The 18663-nt window shown below is 66.4% G+C and carries 16 protein-coding genes; 7 read left to right on the top strand and 9 right to left on the bottom strand.

Annotated features, from left to right (window positions below; translation table 11 throughout):
• Position 1: 1 nt before the first annotated feature.
• The 4 genes from choV to Sa4125_RS17005 all read right to left on the bottom strand — a co-directional run bounded on the left by choV (position 2) and on the right by Sa4125_RS17005 (position 3644).
• Positions 2–1090: a choline ABC transporter ATP-binding protein gene (gene choV, locus Sa4125_RS17020; RefSeq protein WP_224007898.1), complete on the bottom strand. Its 1089-nt coding sequence runs from the start codon at positions 1088–1090 to the stop codon at positions 2–4.
• Between the two features lie 2 nt (positions 1091–1092).
• Entirely contained in the window at positions 1093–1935 is an 843-nt protein-coding gene (gene choW, locus Sa4125_RS17015; protein WP_223999773.1) for a choline ABC transporter permease subunit, read from the bottom strand.
• A gap of 165 nt (positions 1936–2100) precedes the next feature.
• Positions 2101–3003: a choline ABC transporter substrate-binding protein gene (locus Sa4125_RS17010; protein ID WP_224007895.1), complete on the bottom strand. Its 903-nt coding sequence runs from the start codon at positions 3001–3003 to the stop codon at positions 2101–2103.
• A 179-nt stretch (positions 3004–3182) separates the two neighbouring features.
• Positions 3183–3644, bottom strand: a complete 462-nt coding sequence (locus tag Sa4125_RS17005; protein WP_223999772.1) for an Lrp/AsnC ligand binding domain-containing protein — start codon at positions 3642–3644, stop codon at positions 3183–3185.
• A gap of 135 nt (positions 3645–3779) precedes the next feature.
• Here Sa4125_RS17005 and putA point away from each other — a divergent pair, with 135 nt between their 5' ends.
• The gene (putA, locus tag Sa4125_RS17000; RefSeq protein ID WP_224007892.1) at positions 3780–6872 is read left to right on the top strand and encodes a bifunctional proline dehydrogenase/L-glutamate gamma-semialdehyde dehydrogenase PutA; all 3093 of its coding nucleotides are present in this window, start codon (positions 3780–3782) and stop codon (positions 6870–6872) included.
• A gap of 190 nt (positions 6873–7062) precedes the next feature.
• Here the strand turns inward: putA and Sa4125_RS16995 are convergent, their stop codons facing one another.
• The 5 genes from Sa4125_RS16995 to Sa4125_RS16975 all read right to left on the bottom strand — a co-directional run bounded on the left by Sa4125_RS16995 (position 7063) and on the right by Sa4125_RS16975 (position 9405).
• Positions 7063–7434: a YciI family protein gene (locus tag Sa4125_RS16995; protein WP_223999771.1), complete on the bottom strand. Its 372-nt coding sequence runs from the start codon at positions 7432–7434 to the stop codon at positions 7063–7065.
• 66 nt (positions 7435–7500) lie between these two features.
• Positions 7501–7986 (bottom strand): VOC family protein, encoded by a 486-nt coding sequence (locus Sa4125_RS16990; protein WP_223999770.1) that lies wholly within the window; start codon positions 7984–7986, stop codon positions 7501–7503.
• Positions 7983–8348 (bottom strand): DUF1428 domain-containing protein, encoded by a 366-nt coding sequence (locus tag Sa4125_RS16985; protein ID WP_223999769.1) that lies wholly within the window; start codon positions 8346–8348, stop codon positions 7983–7985. Before Sa4125_RS16985 ends, Sa4125_RS16990 begins: the two co-directional genes overlap by 4 nt.
• Positions 8349–8494: 146 nt before the next feature.
• Positions 8495–8956: an SRPBCC family protein gene (locus Sa4125_RS16980; protein WP_223999768.1), complete on the bottom strand. Its 462-nt coding sequence runs from the start codon at positions 8954–8956 to the stop codon at positions 8495–8497.
• Positions 8957–8979: 23 nt separating this feature from the next.
• Positions 8980–9405: a VOC family protein gene (locus Sa4125_RS16975; protein ID WP_223999767.1), complete on the bottom strand. Its 426-nt coding sequence runs from the start codon at positions 9403–9405 to the stop codon at positions 8980–8982.
• 61 nt (positions 9406–9466) lie between these two features.
• Here Sa4125_RS16975 and Sa4125_RS16970 point away from each other — a divergent pair, with 61 nt between their 5' ends.
• The 6 genes from Sa4125_RS16970 to Sa4125_RS16945 all read left to right on the top strand — a co-directional run bounded on the left by Sa4125_RS16970 (position 9467) and on the right by Sa4125_RS16945 (position 18659).
• Positions 9467–10159: a helix-turn-helix domain-containing protein gene (locus Sa4125_RS16970; RefSeq protein WP_223999766.1), complete on the top strand. Its 693-nt coding sequence runs from the start codon at positions 9467–9469 to the stop codon at positions 10157–10159.
• 351 nt (positions 10160–10510) lie between these two features.
• Complete coding sequence (locus Sa4125_RS16965; RefSeq protein WP_223999765.1) at positions 10511–12190, top strand: formate--tetrahydrofolate ligase; 1680 nt, start codon at positions 10511–10513, stop codon at positions 12188–12190.
• Positions 12191–12301: 111 nt separating this feature from the next.
• Complete coding sequence (locus Sa4125_RS16960) at positions 12302–13894, top strand: EAL domain-containing protein (protein ID WP_223999761.1); 1593 nt, start codon at positions 12302–12304, stop codon at positions 13892–13894.
• A gap of 461 nt (positions 13895–14355) precedes the next feature.
• Complete coding sequence (locus Sa4125_RS16955; RefSeq protein ID WP_223999759.1) at positions 14356–16545, top strand: anthranilate synthase; 2190 nt, start codon at positions 14356–14358, stop codon at positions 16543–16545.
• 13 nt (positions 16546–16558) lie between these two features.
• Complete coding sequence (locus Sa4125_RS16950) at positions 16559–17467, top strand: cation diffusion facilitator family transporter (protein ID WP_224007890.1); 909 nt, start codon at positions 16559–16561, stop codon at positions 17465–17467.
• A gap of 217 nt (positions 17468–17684) precedes the next feature.
• On the top strand, positions 17685–18659 hold the full coding sequence (locus Sa4125_RS16945; protein WP_223999758.1) for a histidine kinase dimerization/phosphoacceptor domain -containing protein: 975 nt from the start codon (positions 17685–17687) through the stop codon (positions 18657–18659).
• Positions 18660–18663 lie beyond the last annotated feature (4 nt).

The following is an 18663-nucleotide window of genomic DNA, read 5'->3' as shown; positions in this document are numbered from 1 at the left end:
ACTACTTGCGTTGGTGCCGCCCCAGCGCATCGACGATCTCCTGCGGGCCGATCTTGCCGAGGATGCGACCCTTGTCGGAGACGATGACCTCGCCGCGGTCGTCGCAGACGGCGTCCATGACGCGGCGCAGCGGCGTGTCGGGCTGGGCCATTCCGGCCACGCGCGACGGAGCGGAGGCGCCCCCGCGATCGAGCGGGGTCATGACGTCGGCTGCGGTCAGGACGTTCAGCGGGTTCATGTGGGCGACGAAGGCGGAGACGTAGTCGTTCTCCGGGCTGAGGACGATCTCCTGCGCCGTGCCGACCTGGATGATCCGCCCGCCCTCCATGATGGCGATGCGGTTGCCCAGCTTGAAGGCTTCGTCGAGATCGTGGCTGACGAAGATGATGGTCTTTCTCAGCCGCGCCTGGATTTCCAGGAGTTCGTCCTGCAGGCGCGCGCGGATCAACGGGTCGAGGGCCGAGAAGGGCTCGTCCATCAGGAGGATCGGCGCGTCGGTGGCGAAGGCCCGGGCGAGGCCGACGCGCTGCTGCATGCCGCCGGAGAGCTGGCCGACCAGCGAGTTCGCGCGGTCGCCGAGGCCGACGAGGTCGAGCTGCGCCATCACCTTGTCGCGCCGCTCTGCCTTGCCCATGCCGGAGAGCTCGAGGCCGAGGCCGACATTTTCCGCAACGCTGCGCCAGGGCAGGAGCGCGAACTGCTGGAACACCATGGCGACCTCGTGCCGCCGAAGCTCCCGCAGGCGCTTGGCGCCGCATTCCTTCGGATCGACCGCGCCGCGTCCGGTGTCGATGACGACGCGCCCGCGGGTGATCGGGGCAAGGCCGTTGACGGCGCGGATCAGCGTCGACTTGCCCGAGCCCGAAAGGCCCATCAGAACGGCGATCTCGCCGCTGGCGATGTCGAGTGAGGCGTTGGCCACGCCGAGGATGACGCCGAGCTTCTCGTTGATTTCGGCACGGGTGCTGCCGCTGTCGAGAAGCGGCAGGGCCTGTTCGGGCTTCTTGCCGAAGACGATCGAGACGTTCTGGAAGGAGACGATCGGCTTTGCACCGGGAGCTTCCGGGGCCGTCGGCGACGTTTCGGACATGCTCATCGCCTTCCCCCTTCGTCGACGCGGAAGAAACGGTCGAGGATGATGGCGAGAAGCACGATGGCCAGACCCGCCTCGAAGCCTTGCGCGATGTTGATCGAGTTCAGCGCGCGCAGCACCGGCACGCCGAGGCCGGGGGCGCCGACGAGGGCTGCGATGACGACCATGGAGAGGGAGAGCATGATCGTCTGCGTCAGGCCGGCCATGATCTGCGGCAGGGCGTAGGGGATCTCGATCTTCAGGAGCCGCTGCATCGGCGTCGCGCCGAAAGCGTCGCCGGCCTCCAGCAGCTGCAGCGGTGTCGAGGCGATGCCGAGCCGCGTCAGCCGGATCGGCGAGGGGAGGGCGAAGATGACCGTGGCGACGAGGCCCGGCACGAGGCCGAGGCCGAAGAGGATCAGCGCCGGGATCAGATAGACGAAGGTCGGGATGGTTTGCATCAGGTCGAGAACCGGGCGCAGCGCCGCGTAGAGCCAGGGCCGGCGCGCCGCGGCGATGCCGACGGGGACGCCGACAGCCATGCACACGGCCGTCGAGGCGACGACGAGCGCGAGTGTCTGCGTCGTCTCCTTCCAGTAGCCGAGATTGATGATCAGGAGAAAGCCGAGCACCGTGAAGATCGCGATCGGGACCGAGCGGCGCATGGCATAGGCGATGGCGGCGAAGCCGGCGACGACGACGAAGGGGTGCGGTGTCTGCAGGACGAAGAGGATCGCATCGATGAAGGCCTGCAACCCCGCCTTCACCGCATCGAAGAAGCCGGTGAAGTTGAGGGTCAGCCAGTCGACGAAATCGGCGGCGTAGCCGCCGATCGGCAGGCGGTGCTGTTCAAGCCATTCCACGTCTTGGGGTTCGCTCTCGTCTCTGGAGATGGGCCGGACGGCCGGCCGCACCGGCAAACGTCCTGGAAACTCATGGGTGCAGCTTCCCGCCGCCGCGGTGCGAAGGCCTGCCGCGATGCGACGCCGCCCGTCCGGAATGCGGCGGCGTCGCGTCTAAGGGGCGTGTCAGGAGGCGCCGAGGGCGCTCTTCACGGCAGCCACGCCATCCTGACCGTCGAGCGTCGTGACGCCGGCGAGCCACTCGGTCAGCGCGTCGGGATTGGCTTTCAGCCATTCCGTGGCGGCATCGGCCGGATCCTTGCCGTCATCGAGGATAGCCGCCATGACCGCATTCTCCATGTCGAGCGAGAAGGTGAGGTTGGCGAGCAGTTTGCCGACATTCGGGCACTCGGCCGAGTAGCCGGCGCGCGTGGTGGTGTAGATGGTCGCGCCGCCCAGATCGGGGCCGAAATACTCGTCGCCGCCGGGAAGGTAGGCGAGCTGGAAGTTCTTGTTCATCGGATGCGGCGCCCAGCCGAGGAAGACGATCGGCTGGTTCCCCTTCGTTGCCCGCGCGACCTGGGAAAGCATGCCCTGCTCGGAGGATTCGACCAGCTCGAACTTGGAAAGGCCGAAGGCGTCCTTCTGGATCATGTCGAGAATCAGCCGGTTGCCGTCATTGCCGGGCTCGATGCCGTAGATCTTGCCGTCCAGCTTGTCGGCGAACTTGGCGATGTCGTCAAAGCTCTTCAGGCCCTCGTCGTAGAGATATTGCGGCACGGCAAGGGTGTATTTCGCGCCGGTGAGGTTGGCCTTGACGCTGTCGACGGTCTTGTCGTCGAGATAGGGCTGCACGTCCGCGGCCATGGACGGCATCCAATTGCCGAGGAAGACGTCGATGTCCTTGTTCTTCATCGAGGCGAAGGTGACGGGCACGCCGAGGACCTTGATGTCGGGCTCATAGCCGAGGCCTTCGAGGATCTTCGAGGTCACGGCGGTCGTCGCCGTGATGTCGGTCCAGCCGACGTCGGAGAAGCGCACGGTCTTGCAGGCGGCATCGTCCGCTGCGAACGCCGCGCCGGCCGTCATCGAGGCCAGGAACGCGGCGGCGGTCAGTCTCGTGATCAGGTGCATTCGTCGAAATCCTTTGGCTGGAACGATGAGGCGCAGATGCGCGGCGGCGGCTGTCGTAAGCTGGCCTGCCCTGAGTATTGCGGAGCCCCGGTACGCGCGCAAGGCGGGGATGGCCGGCGTCTCGCCCGCGAGCGTCAAAGGGCGATCGCCGCGGAGTTCTTGATCTCCTCCATCACCGCATAGGTGTGGGTTTCGCGGATGCCGGGGAGAGAGAGGAGCGCGTCGGAGAGGAAGGCGCGGTACGCCGCCATGTCCTTGACGCGGGCCTTGATCAGATAGTCGAAGCCGCCGGCGACCATGTGGCATTCCATGATGTCGCGATTGGCCTTGGCGGCGGCGGCGAAGGCGGCGAAAACGTCGTCGCTGGTGCGCTCCAGCTTCACCTCGACGAAGACGATCATGCCGCGTTCGAGCTTGTCGGGCGACAGGCGCGCGGTGTAGCCGAGGATGTAGCCCTCCCGCGTCAGCCGCTTGACCCGCTCGGCCGTCGCCGTCGGTGAGAGATGGACGCGCTCGGCGAGCTCCAGATTGCTGAGGCGCCCGTTGCTCTGGAGCTCGTGGAGGATTCGCCGGTCTTTGGCGTCTGCATTGCTCATAATGCAAGAGTTACACGGTCTTTCCGGCGAAAGTCACGCTTTCTCCCGGGGAAATTGGCGAGAATGCCGGCCGGGCTCCTGCTATTGCTGACCGGCCCCTCGAACCGGACACAACCGATGACATCTTCGCTCCCCATGCCCGCTTTCGTGCCCGCCTTTTCCGCCGCCTTCGCCCCGGACGACGACGAGGCGGTCGCCCGGCTCGTCCGGAGCGCGGCGGCCTGGCACCATGACGAGGCGGCCGTCGACCAGACGGCGCGCGGCTTCATCGCGGCGATCCGGGGCAAGTCCGGCGGCATCGGCGGCGTCGAAGACTTTTTGCGCGAGTTCGGACTGTCGACGCGCGAGGGCCTGGCGCTGATGGTGCTGGCGGAGGCGCTGCTGCGCGTTCCCGACGCGCGCACCCAGGACCGGCTGATCGAGGACAAGATCGGCGCCGGCGACTGGGCCCATCACGACGGCGGCGAGGACCGCATGCTGACGGCGGCCTCCGCCTGGGCGCTCGGCGTTTCCGCCCGCATCATCCGGCCGGGCGAGACGCCGACCGGCGTCATCTCCTCGATGGTCAAGCGCATGGGGGCACCGGCGGTGCGCACCGCGACACGCCAGGCGATGCGCTTTCTCGGCCGGCAGTTCGTTCTCGGCGAGACCATTGGCGACGCGCTCGACCGCGCCCGTTCGCTGGAGAAGAAGGGCTATCGCCATTCCTACGACATGCTGGGAGAGGGCGCCCGCACCGCCGAGGATGCGGCGCGATACTTCAAATCCTATGCCGATGCCATCGAGGCGATCGGTCGCATGGCCGGCAACAAGGGGCTGCCGGACCGGCCGGGAATCTCGATCAAGCTCTCGGCGCTGCATCCGCGCTACCAGTCCGTGAAGCACGAGCGCGTCATGGCCGAACTGGTGCCGCTGCTCGCCGATCTCGCCATGCGGGCGAAACGCTACCAGTTGAACCTCACCGTCGATGCCGAGGAGGCCGATCGGCTGGAGCTTTCGCTCGACGTCATCGACGCCGTCGTGCGCACCTCCGATCTGTCCGGCTGGGACGGTTTCGGGCTTGCCATCCAGGCCTACCAGAAGCGCGCGCTCGCCGTCATCGACCATGTCGACGCCCTGGCCGAGGAGGCCGGCATCAAGATGATGGTGCGGCTCGTGAAGGGCGCCTACTGGGACACCGAGGTGAAGCACGCGCAGGAGCGCGGCGTCGACGGCTATCCCGTCTACACCCGCAAGCCGGCGACCGACCTTTCCTATCTCGTCGCCGCTAAGGCCCTGCTCGACCGGCGCGAGCGGCTCTATCCGCAGTTCGCCACGCACAATGCCCTGACGGTCGCGACCATTCTCGAAATGGCCGGCGAGAATGCCGGCGGCTTCGAGTTCCAGCGCCTGCACGGCATGGGCGAGGCGCTTTACGAGGCGGTGCGGGCGCGGCCGGGCGAGGCAATCGCCTGCCGCATCTATGCGCCCGTCGGCGGCTACCGCGACCTCTTGGCCTATCTCGTCCGCCGGCTTCTGGAAAACGGCGCCAATTCCTCTTTCGTGGCCAAGGTCGGCGACAGCGACGTGCCGGTGGAGAGCCTGCTGGAGCGGCCGATCGACCTTCTGGCCGACGGCCCGGCGCGCCATCCCAGGATCGCTTTGCCCGACGGCATTTTCGGCCAGCGCCGCAATTCCGTCGGCGTCGAGCTCGGCGACCGAAAGGCGCTTGCCGCCTTCCTCGCCGAACGTCCGGCGACGCCGCCGAACCTCGAGGCGCGCAGCGATATCGACCATACGGACTCGCCCTCCGGCGCGGCGATCCGCTCGCCCGTCGACGGGCATCTCGTCGGGGTCAGCCATTCCCTGTCCGCGGCGGGGGCGGCAAAGCTCATGGACGAGGCACGCCGCCATGTCGCCAGCGCCGAGCGGGTGCCGGCTTCGGCAAGGGCGAAGGCCCTTCGCCGCGCTGGCGACCTGATGGAGGAACGCCGCGGATTGTTCATGACGCTGCTCGCGACCGAGGCCGGCAAGACCGTCGAGGACGGCATCGCCGAGATCCGCGAGGCGGTCGACTTCTGCCGCTTCTATGCCGACGAGGCCGAACGCCTGTTCGACACGCCCGTCGTGCTGCCGGGCCCGACCGGCGAGGAGAACCGCCTGCGCTACCGCTCGCGTGGCGTCGTCGTCGCCATCTCGCCTTGGAATTTTCCGCTGGCGATTTTTGTCGGCCAGGTCGCGGCGGCGCTCGCCGCCGGCAATGTCGTGGTCGCCAAACCGGCCGAGCAGACGCCGCTCGTCGCCAGCGCGGCCGTCGCTCTCCTGAGGGAAGCGGGCTTTGCCGAGACGACGCTGCATCTCGCGCCCGGCGACGGCGCGACGGGCGCGGCGCTCGTCGGCCACAACGCCACCGCGGCCGTCGCCTTCACCGGCTCGACGGAGACCGCCTTTGCCATCAACCGGGCGCTCGCCGCCCGCAACGCACCGATCGCGCCGCTCATTGCCGAGACCGGCGGCATCAACGCCCTCATCGTCGACGCCACGGCCCTGCCGGAACAGGTCGCCGACGACGTCGTCACCTCGGCCTTCCGCTCCGCCGGCCAGCGCTGCTCGGCGCTGCGTCTCCTGTTCGTGCAGGAGGACGTCGCCGAGCGCATGACGGGGATGATCGCGGGCGCCGCAGCCGAGCTATCGATCGGCGACCCCTCGGACATCTCGACCGACATCGGCCCGGTCATCGATGCCGAGCAGAAAGCGATGCTGGAGGAGCACCTCGATCGCATGCGCCGGACGCAGCGCATCCGCTTTGCCGGCACGCTGCCCGTGGACCTGCCGCCGGAGGGCCACTACATCGCCCCGCACATCGTCGAGATCGACCGGGCGGAAGCGCTCGACCGCGAGGTCTTCGGCCCGATTCTCCACATCGTCACCTGGAAGGCCGACGAACTCGGCAAGGTCTGCGAGGCGATCGAGCGCACCGGCTTCGGCCTGACGCTCGGCGTCCACAGCCGCATCGACGAGACCATCCGCGAGATCACCGAGCGGCTCACCACCGGCAACATCTACGTCAACCGCAATCTCATCGGCGCGGTCGTCGGCTCCCAGCCCTTTGGCGGCTCGGGCCTGTCGGGCACGGGCCCGAAGGCCGGCGGGCCGAACTATGTCGCCAGATTCGCGCGCGAGCAGGTGATCTCGACGAACACCGCGGCGGCCGGCGGCAATGCCAGCCTGATTGCGATGGAGACGTAGAGGTCGAGCCATGCACGGCAGCCGGCACAGCAGCCGGGCGGAGCTTGGAGGCAGCTGCTGGCGGTAGCCGGGCGCCGCATATCGACAGCTAAAGCGCCGGGCGAAAAAGTGGAATCCGGTTTTTCGCAGTATCCGGCGCGGCAAGCAAAGACCTAGAGTCTCGGGCGATCTCGATAAATCGCCCGAGACTCTAGGCCGTCCAGTCCTCCATTTCATAAAGCGGCCGGATCTCGATTTCGCTTGGACCCGGCATCGGGTTCGGGCAGCGCTTCACCCAGGCGACGGCCTCGTCCATGTCCCGGACGTTCCAGAGCCAGAAGCCGGCGACCAGTTCGCGGGTTGCGGGGAAGGGCCCGTCGATGACGGTGCGGCCGGTGCCGTCGAAGGCGATCCGCTTGCCCCGGGAGGAGGGCGTCAGGCCGTCGCCGGAGACGAGGATTCCGGCCTCCTGCAATTCGTCGTTGAACCGGCCCATGGCCGCCATCATCGCCATCGTCTCCGGCGTCGGGACAAAACCCTTCTCGCTGTCCCCGGTCGCCTTCACCAGCACCATCACGCGCATGATCGCTCTCTCCGCTTGTCCTGTCGTCCTCTCTCCGAGGATGCGCCCACGTCCCGAGGCGCGGCCTTACGTTGCGGCTTCCGCGGCATAGGCCGCTTCCAGCGCGGCGATGTCGAGTTTCACCATCGTGAACATCGCCCGCATCACCCGTTCCACCCTGGCCGAGTCGCTGTCGCGCATCATCTCGTTGAGGCGGGCAGGGACGATCTGCCAGGAAAGCCCGTAGCGGTCCGTCAGCCAGCCGCATTCCATGACCGAGCCTCCGTCGGAGAGCGCGTCCCAGAGGCGGTCGACCTCCGCCTGGTCGGCGCAGGCGAGGGCCATGGAGACGGCCGGCGTGAACTGGAAGTACGGGCCGCCGTTCAGGGCGAGATGCGGCCGGCCGGCGAGGGTGAACTCTGCCATCAGCACGTCTCCCTTGGCGCCGCCCGGCCAGTCCATCAGCCCGCGGTGAACGTGGTCGAGACTGGAACCCGGCACCAGCGAAACGTAGAAGCGTGCCGCCTCCTCGGCCTTGCCGTCGAACCAGAGGCAGGGCCGGATCCCGGTCACGAGGCCGTGCCCGCGACATCGAGAATGACGGCGAAGCCGCCGAAGATCATGCGCTTTCCGTCGAAGGGCATGGGACCCATCCCGTCAAGGCGGGGGTCCTTCATTGCCGCGGCCATTCCCATATCGCGCGCTGCCTTGGACGGCCATTCGATCCAGGAGAAGACGACGACCTCTCCGTCCTCGGCCTTCACCGAGCCCTTGAAGTCGGTGACCTTGCCGTCGGGCACGTCGTCGCCCCAGCACTCGACATGGCGCGTCGCGCCGTGTTCGAGAAAGACGACCGAGGCCTTTTCCGACATTACCCGGTATTCTTCCTTCTTCGCCGCCGGCACCGGTACGACGAAACCATCGACATAGGACATTCAGACCTCCGTTGACTGTGGCATGTTGCGCCTGGTCCGGCAGCTCTTCCGGCCGCGACCGGCATGCTTTCCTTGGAGCGGCACGCCTTCCTGCCGCAGAGACCGCATCCCTGCCGGCAGAGACCGCATCGCGGCACGCTCGATGGTCAGGCGTGGGCGGTCTCGGCTTCGGCAAGGCCTGCGAGCTGATCGGCCACGGTGCCCCAGCCCTGGTGAAATCCCATCTCCTCGTGCCGCTTCATCGCCTCGGCGCTCCAGTGGCGCACGGTTGCGGCGTAGCGCGTGCCGCCCGCTTCGGGCGCGAAGGTGATAATGACGAGGATGAAGGCATCCTGCGGCTTCCAGCCGGACGTGAAGGCGTCGGTGTAGACGAGCCTTTCGTTCGGCACCACCTCGAGAAAGACGCCCTGGTTCGGCAGAGCGGTGCCGTCGGGTGCCTGCATGTCCATGCGGGCGATCCCGCCGGGCCGCAGATCGAGCTCGACCCCGGGCGTCGTGTAGGGCTTGGGCGCGAACCATTCGCCGGTCCGCGTCGTCCAGACGCGGTAGACCATTTCGGGCGGGGCGGCGATCAGCCGGGTGAGGGACAGTTCGTGCACGTCGGTCATCGTCTCTCCTCGATCAGCGAGCGTCAGGCAGCCGCGTGGGCTTCCGCGTGGGCTGCGGCGGGGTCCATCCACATGATCTCGAACGTATGGCCGTCCGGATCGTCGAAGGAGCGGGAATACATCCAGCCATGATCCTGCAGCGGGCTTGCGTCGGCGCGGCCACCGGCTTCACCCGCCCAGCCGACGGTCGCGTCGACGGCCGCGCGGCTCTCCTCGGACAGGCAGATCAGCGCTGCCGAAACGACATGGGTGTCGGCGATCGGCTTGGCCGTGAACTGGCGGTATTTCGGATGGGTCAGGAGCATCAGGTGGATGGTGTCGGACAGGACCATGCAGGCCCCCGTCTCGTCCGAGAACTGATGGTTCTGCTCGGCACCGATCGCCCGGTAGAAGGCGATGGAACGGGCGAGGTCTGTCACCGGAAGATTGAGGAATATCAGCTTGGCCATGCACGTCCTCCCAGATCGTTTGTTTGACGAAGCATGCCGGCTCGCGTTATCAATTGCAACTATGAAGTCACAAAAAATAACTAAAAATCCTGAACGGCGGCGCTACGACGACGCGTGCGCCGCCGCCCACGCGCTCGATCTCGTCGGGGATCGCTGGGCGCTTCTGGTCATCCGCGAACTCATGCTCGGGCCGAAACGCTTCGGCGACTTGCGCGCCAGCCTCCCGGGCATCAGCGCCAATGTCCTGACGCAGCGGCTGGAAGGGCTGGAGGGGACGGGCGTGCTGGTCCGGCGCCGGCTGCCGCCGCCCGGGGCCGTTCAGGTCTACGAACTGACGCCCTGGGGTTACGAGAGCGAGCCGATCTTCCAGGCGCTTGGCCGCTGGGCAGCCCGGTCGCCGGCGCATGATCCGAGCCTTCCCTTCAGCGCGGCCTCGCTCATTTTGTCGCTGCGCACCATGCTCGATCCCCGCAGGGCGGCAGGTCTCGATGCCACGATCGGCTTCAAGCTTGGGCCGGAGAGTTTTCTGGGTCATCTCGCCGACGGCGGTTTCGTCATTGCCGGCGGTCCCTTCGAGCTGGCCGATCTCGTCATCTCGGGCGAGCCGAGGGCGATCGCCGGCTGGCTCTATGGCGGCCAGCCGGTCGCCGCGCTGGAGGCCGCCGGCGCTCTCGCGCTCTCGGGCGACCGGGTATTGGCTGAACGGTTCGCAACCCTCTTTCCCCTGCCGCCAAAAGCTGGAAAGGCCGCCTGACGGCGGCGCGCCGGCAGGCGGCTGTTCGCGGCGCGACCATCGCTTGCCGGGCGTAAGCCTCGCATCAGCCGGCAGGCCCATGGTCTCCTTGCCAGAGACGCTTCCCGGCCAGACGAGTTCCTCCCGCTCGATCGAAACCGGCAAGAGACGCTGTGGCACCTGACAGAGCGGATCGCGGTCACGTCCTCCCCGTGCCATCGATCCGGACACGTGCATCAGAGAAGCCCGGACCCTCCCGTCCGGGCTTTTCCATGTCCGCTGCCCTTGCCGCTCGGGTCGAGATTTTGCGCTTGTATCGCCATTGCGTCGCCGCTACCGATCGTAGCATCAGGGGCGGGGGCAAGAGCGGTCATGGCGGACGTGAAGTCGGATATCGAGATCGCCCGAGCAGCGAGCAAGCGGCCGATCCGCGAAGTCGCCGAGAAGCTCGGGATCGCGGAAGAGCATCTCATTCCCTATGGTCACGACAAGGCGAAGGTCACCGCCGAGTTCATCCGCTCCCTCGAAGGGCGGCCCGACGGCAAGCTGATCCTCGTCACCGCGGTCAATCCGACGCCGGCCGGCGAGGGCAAGACGACGACGACGGTCGGGCTCGGCGACGGGCTGAACCGGATCGGCAAGCGCGCGGTGGTCTGCATCCGCGAGGCGTCCCTCGGTCCCTGCTTCGGCGTGAAGGGCGGGGCGGCCGGCGGCGGTTACGCGCAGGTGATCCCGATGGAGGACATGAACCTTCATTTCACCGGCGATTTCCACGCCATCACCTCGGCCCACAACCTTCTCGCCGCGCTCCTCGACAACCACATCTACTGGGGCAACGAGCAGAAGATCGACACGCGCCGCGTCGTCTGGCGCCGCGTCCTCGACATGAACGACCGCTCGCTGCGCGAGATCGTGACGTCCCTCGGCGGTGTTCCGAACGGTTATCCGCGCGAGTCCGGCTTCGACATCACCGTGGCCTCCGAGGTGATGGCGATCCTCTGCCTTTCCCGTGATCTCAAGGACCTCGAGGAGCGGCTTGGCAGGATCGTCATCGCCTATCGCGTCGACAAGAGTCCGGTCCTTGCCCGCGACATCAAGGCCGACGGGGCGATGGCGGTGCTTCTGAAGGATGCGATGCAGCCGAACCTCGTACAGACGCTCGAGAACAACCCGGCCTTCGTCCACGGCGGCCCCTTCGCCAACATCGCCCATGGCTGCAATTCGGTCGTGGCGACGACGACGGCGATGAAGCTTGCCGACTACGTCGTCACCGAGGCCGGCTTCGGCGCCGATCTCGGCGCCGAAAAATTCTTCGACATCAAGTGCCGCAAGGCTGGGCTGAAACCCGCTGCCTGCGTCATCGTCGCGACGGTACGCGCCATGAAGATGAACGGCGGCGTTGCCAAGGAGGATCTCGGCACCGAGGACGTGGCGGCGGTGACGCGCGGCTGCGCCAATCTCGGCCGGCACATCGAGAACATCGGCCAGTTCGGCGTGCCGGTGCTGGTGGCGATCAACCATTTCAGCTCCGATACCGAGGCCGAGATCGACGCCGTCAAGTCCTATGCCGCCGCGATGGGTGCGGAGGCGGTGCTTTGCCGCCATTGGGCGCAGGGGTCGGCGGGCATCGAGGAACTGGCCCGCAAGGTCGCCGCCCTTGCCGATGGCGGCACGGCAGACTTTTCCCCGATCTACCCGGACGAGATGCCCCTCCTTGAAAAGATCGAGACCATCGTCAAGCGCATCTACCGGGGCGCGGCGGTCACGATGGAAAAGGGCGTCGCGACGCAGCTTGCGCAGTTCCAGTCGCAGGGACACGGAAACCTGCCGGTCTGCATGGCCAAGACCCAGTATTCGTTCACGACAGATCCCACGCGGCGCGGCGCGCCGGACGGGCATGTGGTGCATGTTCGCGAGGTTCGCCTGTCGGCGGGCGCCGGCTTCGTCGTGGCGATCTGCGGCGAGATCATGACCATGCCCGGGCTGCCGCGCAGTCCATCGGCCGAGCGCATCCACCTCGGACCCGAAGGCCACATCCACGGTCTCTTCTAGATTCGGTCGCCAGCCATAGAGATAGAAATCACTCAACCGTGATTAATCTGTCATTCAGGTAATTCCGGCCTGATTGCGTGAACTCGCATCGGGCTTGTAATGGCAAAATTCGTGAGACTCCTCATCTCGGCCCGGCAGCAGACAGTCATCAGCCTGCTGCTGGGCGCCATTTTGTTCGGCCTCTTCGGTACCGGTGCCCTCCTGTTTGCATGGCAGGAGATTTCGCAGGAAATGGCACGGCAGAGCCAGTCGATCCTGCAACCCTATGCGGAGAGAGCGCGACAGGCGGCGGAAACCTTCGAGGTCCTGAAGGCCGACGTGACGGCGCCGCCCTGCACCCCGGAATTCGACCGGCAGATCCGGGGCGTCGCCTACCGGCCTGACGGGCTGAACGAATTCTTCTACGCGCCGGACGGCATCATCGAATGCACGGTCAGCATGGGGCGTTTAAACCCGCCGATCACGCTCGGCCAGCCCGACATTCCAGCGCGGGATGGCGAGCCGGCAATCTGGATCGACCGTGGCCTTGCCTTCGCAGGCCTCAAGGGTTTCGTCGGCTCGGTCCTCCACATCGACCCCTTCGCCGTCGTCCTGCCCGTCGAGACTGTGCACATGAATCCGCCCGGATGGATGGGGCTGGAAGTCGTTTTCGTCGCGCCCTCTGGTCGCTGGTGGCATCGCGCCGGAGAGCAGGGCGTCTTTGCCCGCAACCAGTCCTCGCAGCGCCAATCCGCCGGCATCGGCTCGCCCCTGCGCCAGACGGTCTGCCTGCCGAACACAAGCGTCTGCGTGGCGACCGAAGCACCGCTGGCGGCCCTCTTGAGCCATGGCCAGGTCTATGTGGTCGCGACCCTCGTGACTGCGCTGGCGCTGGCCGCGTGGCTGGCGCGGATGGCGCGGGCGATGATCGTCCGCCGCTGGTCGTTCGAGTCGCGCTTCCGCCGTCACCTGGATGCCGGCTCCGTGATCTGCGCCTACCAGCCGATCATGGATCTGCGCAGCGGCGAGATTGCCGGGTGCGAAGTCCTCGCCCGCTGGCGCGACGTCGACGACAGCGTCGTCTATCCCGACCGTTTCATTCCGCTCGTCGAGAAGTTCGGCCTAACGCGAAAATTCACGCGCATGGTCGTCGAGAAAGCCTGTTCCGAACTTTCCGGCGTCCTTCCTCTCGACCGCAAGATCTCGGTTACCTTCAACATCTTTCCGTGCGATTTCGACGCCGCCTTCCTCTGCGACGCGTTCAAGCCGTTCGAGGGCACCGCCGACCGCTTTCAGATCGTCGTGGAAATCGTCGAGAACGATGCGATCGAAGTGGCCGATGCGCAGATTCAGATCGAGGCCCTGCGCGCCGCCGGCATCAAAACCTATATCGACGATTTCGGCACCGGCTATTCCAACATCCACAATCTCGCAGCGCTTTCGGTCGATGGCGTCAAGCTCGATCGCTCCTTCGCAATGGCGGCGGAGGGAAGCGTCATGTCGCGGATGCTGGGCTTTGCCGTCGACATGATCCACGCATCCGGCTGGCCGATCATCGTCGAGGGTGTCGAGACCGCCGAGCGGCTTCGCCAGCTGCGCGCCATGCCGTCCGCGATCGACTTCGTCCAGGGCTACCATATTTCGCGACCGCTGGATGTCGAAGCCTTCTGCGCGTTCCGGCAGCGCCATGCAAAAGGCTTTCAACGACTGGAACGGGTTGCCTGAGCATCAGGGCTCTACGACACGCGGTATCTTCAATTCCAGGATGCGTCAGCCTGTCACCATGGTCTCGCAGGGATCAGTCGGCTCGATATCGGCTTGGCAAGAGAGACCTATACCGTCCTGGCACCGTTCGATCAGAGCGAGGACCTTCCCGCGACCCTTCGGGCCTCCGCGCAACACCGCGACCGCTGAGCGTTGAGCGCCCGGGAGTTTTCGCTTGCCGCGGGTCTGCGCCTTGCCCTTGGCGCCCGAGCGCCCCATTGCCCTTTGTGCCGTCTTTCGCTAACGCTTCTGACATGACGAACGACACGAAGCAGACGCTCTGGTGGCAGGCTCCTTAACAGGCGGCCCTTGCGCGTTTTCGTGCGTGTTCTCAAGACAAAGGTCGCTCTGGTTCACGCCGGCGGCCTTTTTTGTTTTCGGCGGCTGGGTACAGGGCCTTTCAACGGCGGGAGACGGAAGCCATGACCCTCGAGACAATGAGCGACGGTGCCGAGCGCTATGTGACGCTGGGCGGGGTGACCGTGACGCGCCGGCGCGAGACGGTGCCCTATGAGGGCGCCATCGAGCCCTTCGCCGATCGGCTCGACACCCGACGCGGCGCGGTATTCTCTTCGAACTATGAGTATCCCGGCCGCTACACGCGCTGGGACACGGCCATCGTCGACCCGCCGCTGGTTCTGACCTCCGCCGGGCGCGAGATGATCATCGAGGCGATGAATCCGCGCGGCGAGGTGCTTCTCGGCTTTGTCGCCGCGGCGATCGAGGCGCATGAGGATATCGCCGCGCAGTCGCGCACGGCGACGCGCATCGATCTGACGGTCAAAGAGCCCGACCGCGTCTTCACCGAGGAAGAGCGCTCGCGCATGCCGACGGTGTTTTCGGTGCTGCGGACGGTGGTCGCCCTGTTCCGCTCGGATGAGGATGCCGATCTCGGCCTCTACGGTGCTTTCGGCTACGATCTCGCCTTTCAGTTCGATCCCGTGGCGGAGACGCTGCCGCGGCCGCGCGACCGGCGCGATGTCGTCCTGTTCCTGCCCGACGAGATCCTGATGGTCGACCACTATTCGGCGAAGGCCTATGTCGACCGCTATGAGTTCGAAAGGGATGGATCGAGCACCTCCGGTCTTGCCGGCGGCGGCCCGGAGGCGCCCTTCGCCGCGTCGGACCGCATTCCGCCGCGGGGCGACCATCGGCCGGGCGAATATGCCGAGCTGGTCAGGTCGGCCAAGGAGAAGTTCATTCGCGGCGACCTGTTCGAGGTCGTGCCCGGCCAGACCTTCTTCGAGCGCTGCGAAAGCGCGCCTTCGGCCGTGTCGCGGCGGCTGAAGGCGATCAATCCGTCGCCCTATTCCTTCTTCATCAACCTGGGGGACAACGAGTTCCTGATCGGCGCCTCGCCTGAAATGTTCGTGCGCGTGAATGGTCGCAGGGTCGAGACCTGCCCGATCTCCGGCACGATCAAGCGCGGCGACGACGCCATCTCGGATTCCGAGCAGATCCTGAAGCTCCTGAACTCCAAGAAGGACGAGTCGGAGCTCACCATGTGTTCCGACGTCGACCGCAACGACAAGAGCCGTGTCTGCGAGCCGGGCTCTGTGCGCGTCATCGGCCGCCGACAGATCGAGATGTATTCGCGGCTGATCCACACTGTCGATCACATCGAGGGCCGGCTGCGCGAGGGCATGGATGCGTTCGACGCTTTCCTCAGCCATGCCTGGGCGGTGACGGTGACGGGCGCCCCGAAACTCTGGGCGATGCGCTTCATCGAGAAAAACGAGAAGAGCCCGCGCGCCTGGTATGGCGGCGCCGTCGGCATGATCCACTTCAACGGCGACATGAACACCGGCCTGACGCTGCGGACCATCCGCCTCAAGGATGGCATCGCCGAAGTCCGGGCCGGTGCGACGCTTCTCTACGATTCCAATCCGGAGGAGGAGGAGGCCGAAACCGAACTGAAGGCCTCGGCGCTAATCTCTGCCATCCGCGAGGCGGGCAAGCCGAACGACGTGGCAGGCGAGCGCGCCGGTGCCAAGGTGGGGGAGGGGCTGCAGATTCTCCTCGTCGACCACGAGGACAGTTTCGTCCACACGCTCGCCAACTATTTCCGTCAGACCGGCGCCACCGTCACCACGGTGCGAACCCCCGTGGCGCAGGAAATCTTCGACCGCGTCGCGCCCGATCTCGTCGTCCTGTCGCCCGGCCCCGGCAACCCCGCCGACTTCGACTGCAAGGGCACCATCGCCTCCGCGCGGGCGCGCAACCTCCCGATATTCGGCGTGTGCCTCGGCTTGCAGGCGCTTGCCGAAGCCTATGGCGGGACGCTGCGGACGCTGCACGTGCCGGTGCACGGCAAGCCGTCGCGCATCAAGGTGCAGAAGGCGGGCATCATCTTCTCCGGCCTGCCCTCGGAGGTGACGGTCGGCCGCTATCATTCGATCTTCGCCGATCCGGTGCGGTTGCCGAAGGAGTTCGAGGTGACGGCCGAGACCGAGGACGGAATCGTCATGGCATTCGAACACCGGAGCGAACCGGTCGCCGCCGTCCAGTTCCATCCCGAGAGCATCATGAGCCTCGGCGGCGGTGCCGGCATGCGGATGATCGAGAACATCGTCGCCCATCTTCCACGCCGCGCCCGCGTCAAGGCGGCCTGACGTCATGACGGGAATGGCCGGCGTCCATCCAGACGCGTTGATGGTGAAGCGGATCGCGACAGGGACGATTGCCGTCGGCCTGGTCGTGCTCGGCATCAAGTATTACGCGTTCTACGTCACCGGTTCGGTCGCGCTCTATTCCGACGCGCTGGAATCCATCGTCAATGTCGTCGCCGGCGTCATCGCGCTCTGGGCGGTCAGCGTCTCCTTTGCTCCCGCCGACAGCGATCACCAGTTCGGTCATACCAAGGCCGAGTATTTCTCCGCCGTGGTCGAGGGCGCCCTGATCATCGTCGCGGCCCTCCTGATCCTGCGGGAGGCCTGGGGCGCCTATCTCGAACCACGCACGCTCGAGGCACCGATGGTCGGCATCGCCATCAACGGCGCCGCAACCCTCATCAACCTCCTCTGGGCACAGTTCCTCATCCGCGCCAGCCGGGCGCGGCGCTCGCCGGCACTGGCGGCCGACGGTCGGCACATCATGGCCGACGTCGTCACCTCCGTCGGCGTCCTGACCGGCCTTGCCGTCGCCTCTGTCACCGGATGGGGTCTACTCGATCCGATCATGGCCGCGCTGGTTGCGGTCAACATCCTGCGCGAGGGCTGGCTCGTCGTGACATCGTCGCTCAGCGGCCTGATGGACCAGGCGATGGCTCCTGCGGACGAGGAGAGGGTGCGCAGCATCATCTCGGGCCACGCGCTGGGCGCGCTGGAAGTGCACGACCTGAAGACCCGGATCGCCGGACGAGCGCTGTTCATCGAATTCCACATGGTCGTGCCGTCGGCGATGACCGTCGGCGACGCGCACGACATCTGCGACCGCATCGAGGAAGCACTGCTCCGCGAGTTCGATCATTCCACCGTGCAGATCCATGTCGAGCCGGAGGGCGAGATCAAGCAGACGGGCGTACCCGTCGTCTAAGCTTGGCAGGCTGCGTAGCCACCTTCGAATTTTCCGACAAGACGCCGACAATTTGTCCCGGCCCGCAATTCGGTGTTAGGCAATCGGGCCCATGACTGAGCGTTGTCGACGCTGCGGCACCTTCGTCGATCGAATGAGGAATACCGGCACCTTGGGTCAGACGGAAAAGCAATCGCTGATCAGGCCGGTACACCTTGTCCTTACACGGACGGCGTATTTGCGCAGACGGCGAGTCTGGCAATGGTCGGTGGCGCTGGCCGCATTTGCCGTCGCGTTCGCGCTGCGCTACGGGCTCGTCAACGTCCTCCCTGTCGGCTTCCCCTTCGTTACCTTCTTCCCGGCGGTGATCCTGACGACCTTTGTTGCCGGGCTTTATCCCGGTATCGCGGTCGCGGTGGCCTGCGGACTGGCATCCTGGTACTTCTTCATCCCGCCGTTTCATTCCCTGACCCTGACGGCCGGAGCAGCGCTGGCGCTTGTCTTCTACGTCGCCATCGTCGCTGTCGACATCTTCCTCCTGCACTGGATGCATCTGTCCGTCGACCGGCTCAATCGGGAGCGCGAGAAGGCGGAGGAATACGCCCGGCAGCGCGACCTCCTGTTTCAGGAACTGCAGCACCGCGTCTCCAACAATCTCGCGGTGGTCTCCGCCATGCTGAGCGCCCAGTCGCGGGCGCTCGAAGGTGAAGCGGGTCAGGCGGCACTCGTCCAGGCCTCGGCACGGATCGGCCTGATCGCCAAGATCCAGCGCCAACTGCACGACCCCTCCCGGCAAAGCCTCGATCTCGCCCCCTATCTCGAGCGTCTCGGGCCCGATCTGATCGAGGCCTCGGGCGCCGGTCACGTCTCCTATGTCGTCGATGCCGAACCGGTGGAGGTGCCCGCGGCAATGGCCGTTCCGCTCGGCCTGATCGCGACCGAACTGATCTCCAATGCCATCGAGCACGGCTTTGCCGACGCCCGCGCGGGGGTGCTCGCGGTCAGCCTGCACCGGAACCGCGATGACGAGATCGTCATGACCGTCGCCGACGATGGTCCCGGCTGGCCAGACGGCTACGAGGCGGGGCGCTCGCGCAATCTCGGCATGCGCATCGTCCTGTCGTTGACGCAGCAACTCGGCGGCAGCTTCGCCTTCCGCAACGATGGCGGGGCGATCTCCGAATTGCGGTTCCGGCTGAGCGAGTCCGCCTGAACTT

Origin of the sequence: Aureimonas sp. SA4125 (assembly GCF_019973775.1) — a bacterium.
Taxonomy (GTDB): domain Bacteria; phylum Pseudomonadota; class Alphaproteobacteria; order Rhizobiales; family Rhizobiaceae; genus Plantimonas.
Note: the sequence above shows the minus strand (reverse complement) of the source record. Positions and strands in the feature narration are given on the sequence as shown.